Here is a 15,444-nt window from a genome sequence, read left to right on the forward strand (position 1 = left end):
TGCGGCAGGTCTACTCGTCTTCCTCGTCGCTGTCGTCCGGCACAAAGCTTGCGACCAGCGACGGAAGGTCTTCGAACGGCAGCGTGCGAAGCGCTTGGCCGCTGCCAAGTTGCCAGATCGAGAACCCGTCCTTGCTGTCGGGCGTACCGTCCGCCTTCCAACGCCCCGCAGTGACGAACTTGACCTCGACGCGCGTGTCCACGCGAGGGTGCGGCTCGATCGTCAGCAGCTTGCGACGCGAGTCTGTCTCGACCAGGTGCTCGCCCTTAGTGTCGATGCAGATCACCTTGTCATCCACCCAGACCAGGAAGTCGGGGAAGAACCAGACGGTCTGACCGAGTGAGATGAGCGGGATGCGATAGCCGGTCTGCGAGCGATTACGCGCCCACGTCAGCCCCGTGTCGTCGAGCGCACGCGCGAACTTCCGTTCGGTGTCGTTGAGCCCGTCGTAGCCCTCGTGGAGGGCATTTTCGAAGGTCTCCATCGAGCCGCGTCGAACTAGCGTGCTGCCGATCTCGTAAGGGTTCGGCTTGAGCTGCTTCACGACGGCAAACCGCAGGTACTCCTCGACCGCACTCGCGGCGTCATCGGTGATGCTGGCGTACGCCGTGCTACCGACACCGATCTTCGCGTCGAACTTCGGGAGTTCGGTGTTCATCACGGTCAGTGCAGGGCGGTAGCGACGTGACACCTCGCGCCGGAAGACCCAGCGCGCGTTCACGCGGTTCGCCTGTTCGAAGTCCACCCACTCGGAGTCCACAGCTTCACCGGAACCGATCGCCTGTTGGACGGTACGACGGCGACCCACACCGCGTGTGTTAATCGCGTCAGCCGTGTAGTCGTGAACCTTCGCGAGCACTGCGCCCACGGGCGCGACTGTCGGCTTGTTGTCAATGCCGGTCTTCGGGACGAATCGCTGCTCCTTGACCGGAAGGCTCTCGGGACGCTCCGCGCCGGGAGGCGTGGTGAGAATGCGAACCTCAGGCGCGTCGCCGCCGAGACCCTTACGCACCTCGTCCACGACATCCGCGAACGCGTCGTTGCGATCGACTCGGACGTAGAAGTGCGCGGTGTTCAGACGATCAGCCTCGTAGTGAGTCGCACCGGGCTGCCGGAGAACACGACCGACGATCTGCGTGATCTGGATCGTGGAGTCCATCGACTTATCGACGTACGCGAAGTACGTCGCCGGGTCGTCCCACCCCTCCTGGAGCGACTGGTTGAAGATGATGTGACGGTAGTCCCCCGCTGTGAACTCCTCGTAGTCGCCATCGCCACCCGAGTAGAGGTAGAAGTCTGCCGGGAGCGGGAAGTCCTTATGCGTCTTGAGGTCGGCGTACACCGCAACCTCTTCGGCGGGGATGCCGCACGTCTCCGTGAGATAGCGCCAGATCAGAATCGGTGGTGCTTGCCGCTGGTCGAAGTCCTGCTTTGGGTCGTCGCTCTGACCCGCGTCGTCCGCGAGCATGTTCGTGTTGCAGACGTAGATCGCCTTGGGGAGGAAGCTCAGTTGCTCTGCGGCTACAGCTTCCTCCGCTTCGCGCAGGTCGGACAGCATCTCCGAGATGGTCTCCTGCATTGGTGCGTTCAGACCATCGAGCGAAATGATGCCCTTGACCAGACCAGACGCCACGACCACGGATGACTTGATTGACGTGATGAGGTCTTCGTCGGTGTACTCACCCTGCGTCCGCAGCGGCTCGATGACTTCGGTGTTGAACTGAGCCGGGAACTTCAGCGTCGCACTCGCGAGCAGGAACGCGTTGGGCTGCTGCTCGACGAGAAGCTCGGTCTGCTGATCGCTGAGGTTCTGCGCCTCGTCGTAAACGACGATGAGCGGACGGCGAACGCCCTCCGCGGTCTGGCGCTGCTTGAGCGCTTCCCATCTGGTCGTTTCCGTGATGTCGGTGTCGAGCGCGAAAATCTTGAGGTTCGACTTCTCGCGATCCTTCTGGTTGAAGGTGCCCACCGTCGCGAAGTAGAGCAGCGCTTCCTTCGAGTTAGCGACATCTTCCGGGTCATACTCGCTCAGCAGCCGCACCGTCGTGTCCACGAGGAGGTGGTTGTACTTGCCGCCCTCCGCAAGATTCGCGTAGCTCTGCTGGACGACGACCTTGCCCTTCGAGAGCCACAAGATCACAGGCGGCACCTCGGACATCGCGACGATCTCGCTAACCGCCTGCGCGAGGATCGCCGTCTTCCCAGAGCCAGTGATCGACGAAAGCGCCTGGTAGAACGGCACGTTGCGCCGCTTCGCTCCGCGACCGAACCCGATGGGCTCTGCGCTGTACTCGTTGAAGCGGTCGGCGATCTGAGATGCCGCCTCCTGCTGGAACTGGAAGAGTTCGAGACCCACGCGATCAGCCCTCCTCGGTGAACGACTCGGTGCGCACGTCGAGACCGAAGTCGGCGAGGATGCGATCTGGGATTTGATACCAGATCACGTCGTCGGTGACGATCAGAGTCAGGCGCGAGTAGACGTGATAGAGCGGTGCCAACCCCTCGGCTTCGCCTTCCTCTGCAATCTCTTCGTAGACCTCCTCGGTGAGATCGGTGTTCGATCCTGCTCCCGACCAGACGAGATAGATGCCCTCGTTGTTCGCGTTCTTCGCGACGAGATACTTGTAGGGCTGCTCGTCTCCGACCGGGATGAGCACCGCAGAACGACGGTTGCCGGTGTGCGAAGCGATGACCGTGTCGATCATCTCGTCGCGCTCCATCAACAGCAGCGTCACCGCATCGACGCGCTTCTCCAGTGTCTTGAACGTGAAGCCGCTCCCGAGAGGTGCGTGCTTCTTCTTGCTCGCCCAGTCGCCCTCAATGACGCGCCGAAGACGGTCGACCGTGAGGGTCTTCGCGTAGGAGTCCCCGTTCTCCGGTCGCCCCTGTTCGATGAGAATGAAACGTCGGTCGGCGTCCTGATCGTCGTTCAGCTTGAGCACCGCGTGCCCCGTCGTACCGGAGCCTGCGAAAGGGTCAAGCACAGTTCCGTTCGGGGGACACCAAATCTGAATCAGCTTGGTCATGAGCTTCATCGGCTTCACCGTCTCGAAGCCGTGCCCGCTCCCCACGATGTTCGTCAGTTCCGTCACACCGGTCTGGCTGTGCCCAGACTCCTCGTGATCCCACGACACAGCCCCGAGCACATCGGGTTCCTCGTCGAGGTCGTCGTCAGACCAATAGGTCATCGGGACTCGACCCTGTTTCACGTCTTCGAGGTACTTCTTCTGTTGCGGTCGACCGTCGCCCTTGAGCCCGAAAACGATGCGTGACCAGTTGCCCCTTTGCAGCCGAGCCTTCGCCGCCTTCTCTGCCTCCGGGAGCGGGGTCTTCAACATGACAGCCTTCACCGGACGAACATCTTCGGGCTTCACACCGATGATGTCCGCACGGGTCTTCGCGTCATCGACCGTGCGCAGTTCGTACTCGACGTCCCAGTCCGCTAGCCAGCGCAGCACATCGCTCTGCGGCGACCGCCAGCACTTGCCCGAGGGCGGGTACTGTACCTCGCCGGTGAACGGCGACTGAATGCCATAGACCATGCCCTGATGGGTGAGCGCCTTCGGACCTGCGAAGTTCTCTCCCTTCCATACGCGAGGATCACCGTCAGGGTTCCGATAGCGCGCGTCCATACTCGCGGTGCGCGGCTGCAAGCCGGTCTTCGCCAGACGCTCGTCTTTCGCATAGACGAGCACATACTCGGTGGCAGTGGAGACGTGACGGTTGTCGGATCGAGGTGAGTACGACTTCTGCCAGTTGATGATCGCGAGCCGATTCTCTTCGCCGAAGAGTTCGTCGAGCATCTGCCCGAGGTGGAACAACTCCCGGCTGTCGATGCAGATCGCGAGCACACCGGTCGGCTTGAGCATCGCCCGCATCATCTGGAGACGCGGGTACATGAACTTCATCCACTTGCTGTGCTTCGCCGGGTCGTCGCTGCCAACCAGGTCACCCATGTCCGGATCGTTCGGGTCTTTGTCCCACTTGTCGTTGTACCGGAAGTCGCCGCCTGTGTTGTAAGGCGGATCGGTCAGGATCATGTCGATCTGCCCGCGCTCGCGATAGAGCGATGCAAGCGCCTGGAGGTTGTCGCCCTCGATGATGAGATTGCGAGCACGACCATGCTCGTCACCTGCGCTGAGCGTCTTCACGGTGCGCTGGACGCGAGGACGGACGCGTCGACCGATCTGACGAGCCATGACCTTGCCTGGGAACGACAGGTTCACACCCGCGCCGGTCTTCTCCCGGATGATCTCGACCAGTTGCTCGACAGAGAGAGATTCGAGTTCGGTGAGATCATCCATAGAGCATCCTTCGGCAAGTTCGCGGGCAGTCATTCAGCACTCCGCGCATGCGAAGCGAGCCCGTCCTCAGACTACCGGGGGGCTCAGGAGCGTTCGGATGCTCGGGGTGCCTGTCGCCATTGAATCGCGAAGCACGGACATTGGGTGAAATGAGGTCGCGTTGCTGCCCTGAACGCGTCCGAGACATGGGGATCACCGGGCGAAGAGTGCGTCCAGTCCCTCCTCCGCCGTCATGGTCAGCACCTGCATCCGGTCGATCCCGAGACCTGCCGCGAGCGTCTGGTTGCCATCTATCACGCAGTCAAGACAGAGCGCATCAACCAGCACCCGGATCGGTGTGCTCACGGGGTCGAAGTACGGATCGACGACGATGATCCGTCGTCGATCATCGAGTGCGAGCCAGCGTCGAATGGGGGCAGTGATGTGCGCATCCCAGAAGGAGAACCCGACGACCACGAGTAGCTCAACCTCTTCGAGCATCCTGTCGAACTGGCTCCGCAGAGCGGGGTATGGGTCGTACGGTGACATCTTGCCGGAGAGACCGCAGATCGCTGGTTCATCCAGACGTGCGAGCAGCTTGCCTGCCCCACGACCGTTGCCGCCTACCTCCTCGAACCCGACGATCGGTAGCGGCGAACCAATGACGACGCGAGTCTCGCGCCAGTTGAGACTGCCGTGGAGTTTCAGCACCGGAAGAACGCCCTCTCCGAGTTCGTCGGCGAACCAGCGGACGCCGCCATCCCACTGCTCTGCCCCTGTCGTGTACGCACGACCGGCTTCGACAGCAGCCTTCTCGACCATGAGGTCGTAGTTGAGCGTCACGGTCCCACGGACGTCGGCGGCGACCAACGAATGCAGGTAGGACTTGTCGGCAAGCTCGGTCTTCGCCGCGAGAATCGTCATCACCGAGTTCTGCACCATGTGAGCGAGGAAGCCGAACGACTGGCGACCACTGACACTGTCGCCGTCCGCAGGAAGTACCCCCGGCAGCGGCACCCATTCCTTTACCCAGTGGCGCGTCGTGTCCTCGTCCTGGTGCTCCACGTCGGAGAGAGACGAGTAGAACTCTTCGATGTTCGAGGTGCCGCGCAGTTGCTCCCGCGCCAGTTCCCACGCTCGCTTGAGGTAGCCAGGATGATCGTCGAGTCGTTCGTTCATGCTCTCGATCACCAGGTCTGTGAGTTCCCGTGAGACCGGCAACGACGGCGCAGACGCACCCGCTCCGAGGAGCACGAGCGTCTTGCCATTTGCCGAGGCGACCCAGTCGTGCACTATGCGATCCCCATCCCGCGCAGAGCATCGTAGGCGTCACGGAACGTGGCGGTCACATCACGCCCGCTCGCCTTCGCTCGCCCCATCGGAAGCCGAGGACCGTCAGCATGAGGGCTCACGAGCGATCGAAGCTCCTCCACGTCGTACTCGCGCGCCCAGCCGAGGGCATTGTTGTCACGATCGAAGCGAATGCAGACCGCGAGATCGAAGTCCAGCGAGTCGAACTGGAACATGCGCGCGACGCCCTTCGGCAGCGTGCGGGTCTTCACCTGAACGAGACGCCCCTGCGCGTCGGTCAGGTCGTACGCTCTGGTGCCAGGAGGCGGGAGCGTACCGCCGTAGACAGCCAGCGCGAGACCTTCTCCGACCTCGCCCTGGATCGCGCCAGATGTGCGCGAGATGCCGCGCCGCCCGAACTCACGCTGGATGCGCGCGTGCAGGTCGAATAGCTGAGAGAGCGGGAGGCGTTCTAGGTCGAGATTGGTCACGCTTCGACGTTAGCGATCGCGGACTACACCGGTCAGGACGGAAAGGTGATGAGCGCCTTGGAAGCAGCGACCTCGTCGGCCATCTGAGGACCGTCAAACACGACGCCGGTCTGAACGACGAACGCACCCTATCCTCAGGTAACTAAACCTCAAAGTTCCGCGCGCGACGATTGGTCTCGAAGAGATCATCGGTGATGAACTCGACACCTCTATGCATCAAGCTTCTCGCCGCGCAGCACGCTTGGGACATGTTCCAACAACGAGCGACAGAGTACTCGCACGCGATTTCGCCGACACCGGGCCGAACCGCCACGCAGGCATCATCAATAACGGAAAGCAGGCAGCCGTTTCCGATGGCCCGCTACTGATTTCGTCTCAACGTCGCTCTCCCGGGGTGCGGAGACCAGTGGAAGCTGCAGTACGCCGTCTTGGTGCCCCTGGAGGGATTCGAACCCCCGACCCGCTCCTTAGGACGGAGTGGCTCTTCCACTGAGCTACAGAGGCTAGGCACCCCAAGTCTAGACGGCCGCGGGCCGCGGCATCCCGTGCCTCGTCAACCCCAACGCACCCCAGCCCTATGCTGACCAACGTGACCCGAGACGCCCCAACGTCCGCCCCAGCGCGCCGGCCGCTGCGGACGGCGCTCGGGATCCTCATCGCGTTCGCCCTCTTCTTCGCCACGATGGCCGCCTGGATTGGCGGGCTGATTGCGTTCGACGCGCTCGGCATCCCGATGCAAGGCGACGAGTGGCTCGGCTGGCTGCTCGCGGGACTCATCGCGGTCGCGGTGTGGCCGCTCGCGGGTTGGCGAGCGCACCGCGAGTTCTGGGCTCACCAGCACGACGGGGCCACACCCCCGAAAGCTTCCGTGACAACACCGGATCGCGCTCTCCGCATCCTCGTCATGGTCGTCGGCGCGGCGGGGCTCGTCGCGCTGTGCGGGCCGCGCAACATCACTCTCGCCCTGGCCGAGGCGTGGCAGGTCCTCGCTCCCGGCGGACGGTCATCGAGCGCGCTCCTGCAGCTGATCGGTCTGCTGCTGTGCTTCGTGCTGATGGTTCCGCCGATGCTCATCACACAGCGGAGCCTCCGCCGCACCCCGCGCGATCACCCGGATCGCCTCAGTCTCGAGCTCCGCCAGAACTGGTACGTGTCGGCGGCGACCGCGTGGGTCTGCTGCCTGCTGCTCGGGCTGATCGTGAGCTTCGTTCTCGCCAGAACCCTCTGACGCGGTAGTCGCCCGCCGACCTTCAGAATCCCCTGGGAGTCACCGCTCACGTTTGCGTTCGGCTCTGATTCTCGGAATTGTGGCGGGCTCCGCAGCAATCCACGGAAGGAGAGCTTCATGCTCACGCTCACCGAGAACGCCGCCACCGCGGTGAAGAACCTCACCGCCCAGATCCCCGCCGAGACCGGCGGTATCCGTATCAGCGACTCCGGCTCCCCCGAAACCGGCTTCGCCCTCTCCCTCGCCGAGGCCCCGCACAGCGAGGATGCCGTCGTCGAAGCCGATGGTGCCCGCATCTTCGTCGACCCGGCCGCAGCCCTCGCGCTGGATGACCGCGTGCTCGACGCGCAGGTCGACGGCGAGGGCGCGATCAGCTTCGCGCTCGGCGTCCGGGGCTGACACCCCGACAGACTTCGAGAGCCCCGGCATCCGTATCCTCAGTGCGGACGCCGGGGCTCTCGTCTGTTCGGCCGACAGCAAAGTGAGTCCAGGATGCGACGCGCATTGATCGCCGGCGACAAGCGAAATTTGAGCATCGCCCACCGTCGGGCATATTAGAGGGGTCTCATCTGAAAGGCCCAACGACGTGACCGATCGCACCTCTTCCCCGCCCGCATCGTGGTATCCCGACCCGGGTGGAATATACGAGAGCCGCTACTGGGACGGCGCTACCTGGACCGACCACATCGTGATCAATGGGGTTCAAACGCGCGAGCAGGCCCGCGAAACACCCGAAAGCGCCGCTGCCACGCTCGGCCAGCCCACGACACGGCGCGCGGCCGGTGAATTGACGGTCAGCGAGTCCGTAAGCGATGACATGCCCGCTGCGGGCGGGCAGGTCGGCGCACCCATCCTTGATGAAGCTGCGCCCACCATCGCCCAACAGCCGAGCGCGCCTCTCGCCCCGCAGGAACTGTCGCCAGCTCGGTCGACACCGCCGCAGAAGGTGCCGTTCTTCGGTGCCCGCAAGTTCGCTCAGGACCTCCAAGCAGAGAATGCCCGCCTCGAGGAACTCATCGCTCGCTACGGCCTTCGCGAGCTTGCCGACTTGGACGCGGCGAAAGTGAGCATTCAGGCGGAGACCGCGCGGGCAGAAGCGGATCTTGACCGCGCTCGTTCCGGTGCCTTCGCGGCCCACCAGGAGAAGGCATCGGTAGCCGCCCAGGTCATCGACCTCCGCAATCAGATCGAACTGCAGGAGTTCGGACTCTTCGATTTCGAGCATCCCGCGGAAAGCTCAGTAGCGCTAGCGACGGAACTTGAGTCCGTGCGCAGCGAGATCAAGAGCAAGATTAGAGCTGGTGGGGCCACGCAGGCCACGCAGAACTTCACGTTCAACAACAGCGCCGCCAAGGGACGAAAGTTCGTCGCCGACATGTCGAAGCTTCTTCTGCGGGCCTACAACGCCGAGGCTGAGAACTGCGTCAAGACGGTGCGAGCAGGCAACCTCGAGGCCGCCCGCAAACGTCTCTCGACAGTCGTCGATCAGGTCGAGCGTCTCGGCAAGATGATCGATCTGCGCATCACTCCCGGGTACCACCGGCTTCGGCTGCGCGAGCTCGAACTTGCGAGCCGTCATCTCCAGGCGGTCCAGGCCGAGAAGGAGCTCGAGCGCGCACGACGCGAGGAACTGCGGGAGCAGAAGAAGGCTGAGCAGGAGCTCGCGCGAGAGAAAGAGCGGCTGCAGAAGGAGCGCTCGCATTACGCGAACGCGCTCGCGACCCTGGAAGCGAAGGGTGACCTCGAAGGGGCACAGCGCATTCGCGAGAAGCTCGACGATGTTGAGAACGCGATCGAGAACGTTGACTACCGCGCGGCGAACATCCGAGCCGGTTACGTATACGTGATCAGCAACATCGGTGCTTTTGGCCCCGATGTCGTGAAGATCGGACTCACACGACGGCTCGACCCCATGGACCGGGTGAACGAGCTCGGAGACGCGTCCGTGCCGTTCCGATTCGACGTGCACGCGCTGTTCTTCGCCGATGACGCTGTTGCGATCGAGTCCATGCTGCACCAGCAGTTCGCTGAGCAACGGCTGAACAAGGTGAACCTGCGGCGGGAGTACTTCCGCGTGACGCCCGAAGACGTACTCAACGCGCTGAATGAGCATCACGTCGAGGTCCTCGAGTACACCCTGGACCCGGTTGCAGCCGAGTATCGGAGCTCCATCGCCGTCGTCTGAGACCCCGTCGATAGGGTCGAAGGGATGGAAGCTGAGATCATCCCCCGCATCGTCCTCTTCGTCACGATGGCCGGCTCGGGTGCTCTGCTCATCTGGATGGCGCGGGCTGCGGCATCCGGAAAGCTGAAGCGGAACTCGCTCGCCGGCATCCGCACACCCAGCACCATGGCCAGCGACGAAGCCTGGCTTGCTGCCCACGAACGTTCGAAGGGGGCGACCCTCCTCACCGGCTACCTTTCGGTAGCGATCGGCCTGGTTTCTCTCGTGCCGATGCCGCCGGCAGCGCTCGGGGTCATGGTGCTCGTGGGCGCCATACTCATGGTCATCGTGATGATGTGGGGAACCCGCGTCGGCGTCAAGGCGGCGCTGGCGGCAACCGAGGCAGCACGGTGACAACATCCCCTGTCGAGATCGACCTGCACGACGATGTCGTCCTGCGGTCGCTCCGCCCAGAGGATGCCGCGGCCCTCGCCGAGGCGTACCGCGTGAATAGCGAACACCTCGCACCTTTCGAGCCCCTCCGCCCGGCGAACTTCACCACCGAGGCAGGTCAGCGCACCGAGATCGCCGCGCTCACCGCGAGCCGCGAGGCCGGTACGGCGCTCCCCCTCGTGCTTGCCCACGGCTCGCGAATCGTCGGACGAATCACGCTCTCGGGCATCGTGCGCGGGGCGTTCCAGAGCGGGAACCTCGGCTACTGGATCGACCAGCGCTACGCGGGCCGCGGCCTCATGACCGCTGCGGTCAACGAGATCTCACGTCTCGCGACGAATGAACTCCAGCTGCACCGCATCCAGGCCGGCACGCTCGTCGACAACGTCGCCTCGCAGACCGTCTTGAAAAAGTGCGGCTTCGTCGAGTTCGGACTCGCGCCCGAATACCTGCTCATCGCCGGCCGCTGGCAGGACCACCGGCTGTTCCAGAGGATTCTCGCGCGATAACCCGCGGGCGACCGCGCAAATACGGCAGGATGGGCCCGCACCATTCTCGTGAGTCGAACCACCCACTGGAGGATCCTGTGACCTACGCCGCCGCTCCGCAAGCTCCCGCTTCCGTGCCCACTCCCCTGTCACAGCCTCTTTACGGCGCCTCGTTCGGCGAGGCGTTCACCCGCTTCTGGCGGAAGTACGCGACCTTCTCGGGGCGCGCGAGCCGGAGCGAGTTCTGGTGGTTCTACCTCGCGCACGCGCTCATCGTGACGGCGATCTTCGCGTTCATGATCGTCGGTGCGTTCGCCGGGATGACGACCGATCCCGTCACGGGACGGGACCAGCCCGGGCCGCTCATCGGCGTGGGTGCGTTCCTGTTGGTGCTCTGGCAGCTCGCAACCTTCATCCCGATGATCGCCATGTCGTGGCGCCGGCTGCACGATGCCAACCTGGCCGGTCCGTTCTGGTTCCTCGGATTCGTGTTCCCCATCGGCGGCGTCGTCGTCCTCGTGCTCTGCGCACTGCCGAGCAACCCCGCCGGGGCACGCTTCGACAGGTGACCGCCGCGGCCCCGTAGACCGAGGCCCGCAGAAAATTGCCCGCCGTCACTCCGCGCGATCGGCGAGCCAGTACAGCGCACCGTCGGCCGTGCGCTCGAGCACTCCGGTGTCGACGGCGTGGCGGCGGAAGAACGCGACATCCGTCACGAACACGCTCAGCCGCTCGTTGAGCGCCGGCTCGGTGACTTGTTCGCCCGCGCCGACGACCCGGCGGGCCACGGCCGCCACAGCGGAGTCGAGCTCGTCGAGCGCGAGGTCGCCGGCGGAGATCCGCGACCCCTGCAGAACGGCGAGCGGGCCGAGCTGAGCGTCGAGCGCGGCGAGCGCGTCATCCAGAAAGCTCTCGTTCAGGCGCACGCCGTCATCCGTTCGCTCGGCGATGCCGCTCCGGACGAACGCCTCCGACTCTCGATCAACGGATGCCGACGGCGTCGACCCGATCAGATCGGTGAAGGCGCCCCGCAGCCGCGGACTCCGAAGCATCATGACGAGGGAGCGAACCGGACGCAGCGACGAAGCGGACATCCCTCGATCCTCACCGAGCCACACGCGCGTAGCAAGACGACGGCGACGCTAAAGCGCATGTAGACGCAGGTACTGGTCGCCCAGACAAGTCCGAACCGCAGTCCGATGTGGCATGTCGCGCCCCTTCGTAGCGTCGATGGGGACGAAAGGTGACACATGATCCGTGTTCAATCGCTCTCGAAACGGTATGGCCAGAAGGTCGCGGTCGACGGCCTCGACTTCGCGGTCGAGCCGGGCCGGGTGACGGGATTCCTCGGCCCGAACGGCGCCGGCAAGTCGACCACCATGCGCATGATCGTGGGGCTCGACAAGCCGACATCCGGCACGGCCGAGGTCAACGGTCGCGCGTACCGCGACCTGCCCGCGCCACTGCGCGAGGTCGGGGTGCTGCTCGACGCCCGCGCCGCGCACAAGCGCCGCACCGCGTACAAGCACCTGCTCGCGATTGCCGCGACCCACCGCATCCGCGCCCCGCGCGTGCGCGAGGTGATGGAGCGCACCGGTATCGACTCGGTAGCGAACAAGCGCGTCGGCGGCTTCTCGCTGGGCATGGGCCAGCGGCTCGGTATCGCCGCAGCGCTCCTGGGTGACCCGCAGACGATCATCCTCGACGAGCCCATCAACGGACTCGACCCCGACGGCATCCTGTGGATCCGACGCCTGCTGCGCGAACTCGCCGCCGAGGGCCGCACGGTGCTGCTCTCGTCGCACGTCATGAGCGAGATGGCCCAGACCGCCGACCACCTGATCGTCATCGGTCGCGGCGCGATCATCGCCGACGGGCCGATGCGCGATGTCATCGCGGGAGCGACTCAGCCGGTCGTCCGGGTGCGCACGCACGACAGCGAGCGGCTGGTCGTGGCGATCGCGCGCCCCGGAGTCACCGTCATCACGCGCGAAGACGGGGCACTCGACATCACCGACCTGACCGCCGAAGAGGTGGCAGGCATTGCCGGCGCCGCAGGAGTCGTGCTGTACGAGGTGACATCGGTCTCGGGCTCGCTCGAAGACGCCTATCTCGCCCTCACCGCCCAGGCGACCGAGTACACCTCGGGACCGACGCAGAACGATAAGGACAACTGATGGCCATCACCACAAAGCCCCACCGCGCCGACGCCCGCACTCAGCGCCCGCCGTTCACCGCCGTGGTGCACTCCGAGTGGATCAAGGTCGTGAGCCTGCCGTCATCCGTCCTCGCACTGGTCGGCATCCTGGCGGTGGGAATCGGCGGGAGCCTGTTCCTCGGCCTGACCCTCGAATCATCCGGCGTGCCCTCGGTTCCATCCATCGAGCGCACCATGGCCGACGTCACGGTACCGATGGTCGTGCTCGGGCAGATCATCGCCGGTATCTTCGGCGTCATGACGATCGGCGCCGAATACTCCTCTGGTGCCATGCAGACGACCCTCACGGCGGTGCCGCATCGGATGCGGATGCTGACGGCCAAGACCCTCGTCACCTTCACGACCGTCACCGCCGTCGCCCTCGTCACCGTGTTCGGTGCGTGGGCGGTGACGAACCCGATCTACGACGGCTTCGGTCTGGGCGCTCCCCTCACCGCACCCGGGGTGTTGCTCGCCCTCGTCGGCTCGGCTGTCTACCTCGGCTTCTGCGCAATGTTCGGACTCGGCGTGACGACTCTCGTCCGCTCGACGACCACCGGATCGATCATCGTCTTCGCCGCGACGCTGCTGCTACCCGTACTCAGCTCGCTGCTGCCGTTCGGACTCCTCTCTCGCGTCATCCGCCTCGGCCTGCTCGGCAACGCCGGTGACGCCATGGGCCGGGTGGGAATCGAAGGCGGACCTTTCCTCGACCTCTGGAGCGGACACATGAGCGTCGGAGCCGGCTGGCTGATCGCGGCCGTCTGGGCGGGTGCAGCAATCGTGATCGGCGCGGTGGCGCTGCGGACGAGGGACGCGTGAGCCCGTCCCCAGGGCGACGGGACGTGGCGGATGCCGTCATCCTCGTCTCCTACCTGATCGTCGCAGCGTTCCTCGGGTACCTGTCCGTCGAATCGACGATCGCCACTCCCCTGTGGCCGGTGCTGCTGCTGGCGCTCGCCGGGGTGGCGGTGATCGTAGCCTCACGGCGGCATCCGGCTATCGGTTTCGGCGCTGCCGTCGCCCTGATGCTGGTGTCGTTCGCCGCGGGAACGGGGGCCGAAGCCCTCCTCGTGGTCGTCGCGCTCTACCGCGCCGGTCTCGACGAGGCACGCCGCGCGTGGGTCTGGTTCGGGTGGGCGACCGCAGGAGCGCTCGTGGCGTCGCTCGCGCTCGCGGTGCGGGTGAGGGTCGGTCCACCGCTGCTCGGCCTGGCACCACGAGAGGATGCCGCAGCCTGGGCGACCGACTGGGCGAGCATCGCCGTCGTGGTCATCGCCGCGAGCCTCATCGCGACCCTGCTCGGCATCAACGCCGGGCACGGCCGGCGGCAGGCCGCAGCGCTCGCCGAGCGGGCGGAGCACCTGCGGCGCGAGCGCGATCAAGAGGCGAGCATCGCGGCCGCGGCCGAGCGGGAACGCATCGCCCGCGAAATGCACGATGTCATCGCGCACAGCCTCGCGGTGATGGTCGCGCTCGCCGACGGCGCGCAGGCCTCGGTCGACCAGCGGCCCGACGAGGCGCACCGCGCCATCGGTCGGGTGAGCGAGACCGGGCGGCGGACCCTCGGCGAGGTGCGGCGGCTGCTGACCGCGGTGCGCGGCGAGCGCGATGCGCCGCTGGCGACAGAGGCACCCCGGGTGGAGCGAATCCCGGCGCTCGTCGAGGAGTTCCGGTCGGCCGGCATCCCGGTGCGCCTGGAGCAGACCGGAACCGTGACCGAGGGCGCGGCCGTGAGCCTGACGATCTACCGCATCGTGCAGGAGGCGCTGACGAACGTCCTGCGGCACGGACGTGACGTGCGCGACGTGCTCGTGCGGCTGGTGTTCGAGCGCTCCGAGGTGACGATCCTGGTGAAGGACGTGTCGGCGCCGGCAGCCACGCCCACCTCTCCGGGGCGCGGGCTCGTCGGTATCCGGGAACGGGCCGCCTTCTACGATGGCTCGGTGGAGGCGGGACCGGTCGCCGGCGGCGGCTGGCGGGTTCTCGTCCGCCTCTCGACGGAGGAACGATGACCCAGCCCGCCGCGCCCGAGGCCCGTACGGCGGTGCTGCTCGTCGACGATCAGGAACTGATCCGGTACGGCTTGCGCCTCGTGCTCGAGGCTCAGCCCGACCTGGTCGTGGTGGGTGAGGCATCCGATGGCGCCGAAGCCGTGCAGGCAGCGCAGCGGCTGCGTCCCGACGTCGTGCTCATGGACGTCCGGATGCCGGGACTCGATGGCATCGAGGCCACCCGCCGGCTGACCGCGGCTCTGCCCGAGACGCGGATCATCGTGCTGACGACGTACGACCTCGACGAGTTCGCGTTCGGCGCGCTGCGGGCGGGCGCGGCCGGCTTCCTGCTGAAGAACACCCGCCCCGACGAGCTCGTCGCGGCGGTGTGGGCCGTGACGGCGGGTGATGCCGTCGTGTCGCCCCGGATCACCGCGAAGCTCATCGACGCGGCGATGCCGCATCTCTCGCGCACGGGCCGACCGGCATCCCCCGATGCGCTCTCGGCGCTGTCGCCGCGCGAGCGCGACGTGTTCCGCCACGTCGGGCAGGGGCTGACCAACGCCGAGATCGCCGCGGCGCTGCACCTGAGCGAATCGACGGTGAAGGCGCACTTCGGCCGCATCCTCGTCAAGCTCGATCTCGCGAACCGCGTACAGGCTGTAATCCTCGCCTACGAGCTCGGAGTGGTCAGCGTCGACCGCTGAGCCTGTTTGCGGCACGGCTGCGGCGGCGTGGCTCGCCCGGGCTGGCGCTTCGTCTGGCACTTCGCGCCCCCTCGGGTCGGGGGTGGGGGCCACAGCTGCCAAGTGAACCGCCTCGCCGGATGCGCTATCTGGGTGTGGGCAGCGGCGTC

At 65.7% G+C, this 15,444-nt stretch carries 15 protein-coding genes and 1 tRNA gene; 10 read left to right on the forward strand and 6 right to left on the reverse strand.

Features of this window, described 5'->3' with window-relative positions:
* Positions 1-10: 10 nt before the first annotated feature.
* From VC184_RS09910 to VC184_RS09930, 5 genes are all read right to left on the reverse strand, one after another.
* Positions 11-2,356: a DEAD/DEAH box helicase family protein gene (locus VC184_RS09910; RefSeq protein WP_323986001.1), complete on the reverse strand. Its 2,346-nt coding sequence runs from the start codon at positions 2,354-2,356 to the stop codon at positions 11-13.
* A gap of 4 nt (positions 2,357-2,360) precedes the next feature.
* Positions 2,361-4,304 (reverse strand): site-specific DNA-methyltransferase, encoded by a 1,944-nt coding sequence (locus VC184_RS09915; protein WP_323986002.1) that lies wholly within the window; start codon positions 4,302-4,304, stop codon positions 2,361-2,363.
* 192 nt (positions 4,305-4,496) lie between these two features.
* Positions 4,497-5,576 carry an SIR2 family protein gene (locus VC184_RS09920; RefSeq protein WP_323986004.1) on the reverse strand — a complete coding sequence of 360 codons (1,080 nt, stop codon included), beginning with the start codon at positions 5,574-5,576 and terminating at the stop codon, positions 4,497-4,499.
* On the reverse strand, positions 5,576-6,064 hold the full coding sequence (locus VC184_RS09925) for a DUF6998 domain-containing protein (RefSeq protein ID WP_323986006.1): 489 nt from the start codon (positions 6,062-6,064) through the stop codon (positions 5,576-5,578). The genes VC184_RS09920 and VC184_RS09925 overlap by 1 nt, the downstream gene beginning before the upstream one ends.
* A 429-nt stretch (positions 6,065-6,493) precedes the next feature.
* A tRNA-Arg gene (locus tag VC184_RS09930) sits at positions 6,494-6,568 on the reverse strand.
* A gap of 85 nt (positions 6,569-6,653) precedes the next feature.
* Between VC184_RS09930 and VC184_RS09935 the strand changes: the two genes are divergently transcribed.
* The 6 genes from VC184_RS09935 (at position 6,654) to VC184_RS09960 (ending at position 10,966) form a co-directional block, all read left to right on the forward strand.
* A complete protein-coding gene (locus VC184_RS09935) occupies positions 6,654-7,292 on the forward strand; it encodes a hypothetical protein (RefSeq protein WP_323986008.1) in 639 nt (212 codons plus the stop codon).
* 117 nt (positions 7,293-7,409) lie between these two features.
* A complete protein-coding gene (locus VC184_RS09940; protein WP_023954731.1) occupies positions 7,410-7,691 on the forward strand; it encodes a HesB/IscA family protein in 282 nt (93 codons plus the stop codon).
* 187 nt (positions 7,692-7,878) lie between these two features.
* On the forward strand, positions 7,879-9,477 hold the full coding sequence (locus tag VC184_RS09945) for a DUF4041 domain-containing protein (protein WP_323986010.1): 1,599 nt from the start codon (positions 7,879-7,881) through the stop codon (positions 9,475-9,477).
* A 24-nt stretch (positions 9,478-9,501) separates the two neighbouring features.
* Positions 9,502-9,870, forward strand: coding sequence for an SdpI family protein (locus VC184_RS09950; protein ID WP_274178621.1), 369 nt, complete (start codon positions 9,502-9,504; stop codon positions 9,868-9,870).
* A complete protein-coding gene (locus tag VC184_RS09955) occupies positions 9,867-10,418 on the forward strand; it encodes a GNAT family N-acetyltransferase (protein ID WP_323986011.1) in 552 nt (183 codons plus the stop codon). The genes VC184_RS09950 and VC184_RS09955 overlap by 4 nt, the downstream gene beginning before the upstream one ends.
* Before the next feature lie 113 nt (positions 10,419-10,531).
* Positions 10,532-10,966 (forward strand): DUF805 domain-containing protein, encoded by a 435-nt coding sequence (locus VC184_RS09960; protein ID WP_323986012.1) that lies wholly within the window; start codon positions 10,532-10,534, stop codon positions 10,964-10,966.
* 45 nt (positions 10,967-11,011) lie between these two features.
* On the opposite strand, the gene VC184_RS09965 is transcribed toward VC184_RS09960, so the two are convergent.
* A complete protein-coding gene (locus tag VC184_RS09965; RefSeq protein WP_323986014.1) occupies positions 11,012-11,491 on the reverse strand; it encodes a DUF2087 domain-containing protein in 480 nt (159 codons plus the stop codon).
* A 156-nt stretch (positions 11,492-11,647) separates the two neighbouring features.
* Between VC184_RS09965 and VC184_RS09970 the strand changes: the two genes are divergently transcribed.
* The 4 genes from VC184_RS09970 to VC184_RS09985 are packed head-to-tail and all read left to right on the forward strand — an operon-like array spanning position 11,648 to position 15,295.
* Positions 11,648-12,574: an ABC transporter ATP-binding protein gene (locus VC184_RS09970; RefSeq protein WP_323986016.1), complete on the forward strand. Its 927-nt coding sequence runs from the start codon at positions 11,648-11,650 to the stop codon at positions 12,572-12,574.
* Positions 12,574-13,416 carry an ABC transporter permease subunit gene (locus VC184_RS09975; RefSeq protein WP_323986018.1) on the forward strand — a complete coding sequence of 281 codons (843 nt, stop codon included), beginning with the start codon at positions 12,574-12,576 and terminating at the stop codon, positions 13,414-13,416. The genes VC184_RS09970 and VC184_RS09975 overlap by 1 nt, the downstream gene beginning before the upstream one ends.
* On the forward strand, positions 13,413-14,609 hold the full coding sequence (locus tag VC184_RS09980; protein WP_323986020.1) for a sensor histidine kinase: 1,197 nt from the start codon (positions 13,413-13,415) through the stop codon (positions 14,607-14,609). The genes VC184_RS09975 and VC184_RS09980 overlap by 4 nt, the downstream gene beginning before the upstream one ends.
* Positions 14,606-15,295, forward strand: a complete 690-nt coding sequence (locus tag VC184_RS09985; RefSeq protein WP_323986022.1) for a response regulator transcription factor — start codon at positions 14,606-14,608, stop codon at positions 15,293-15,295. Before VC184_RS09980 ends, VC184_RS09985 begins: the two co-directional genes overlap by 4 nt.
* The last annotated feature ends 149 nt before the right edge of the window (positions 15,296-15,444 follow it).

It is taken from the genome of Microbacterium plantarum, from assembly GCF_035231185.1.
Classification (GTDB): domain Bacteria; phylum Actinomycetota; class Actinomycetes; order Actinomycetales; family Microbacteriaceae; genus Microbacterium; species Microbacterium plantarum.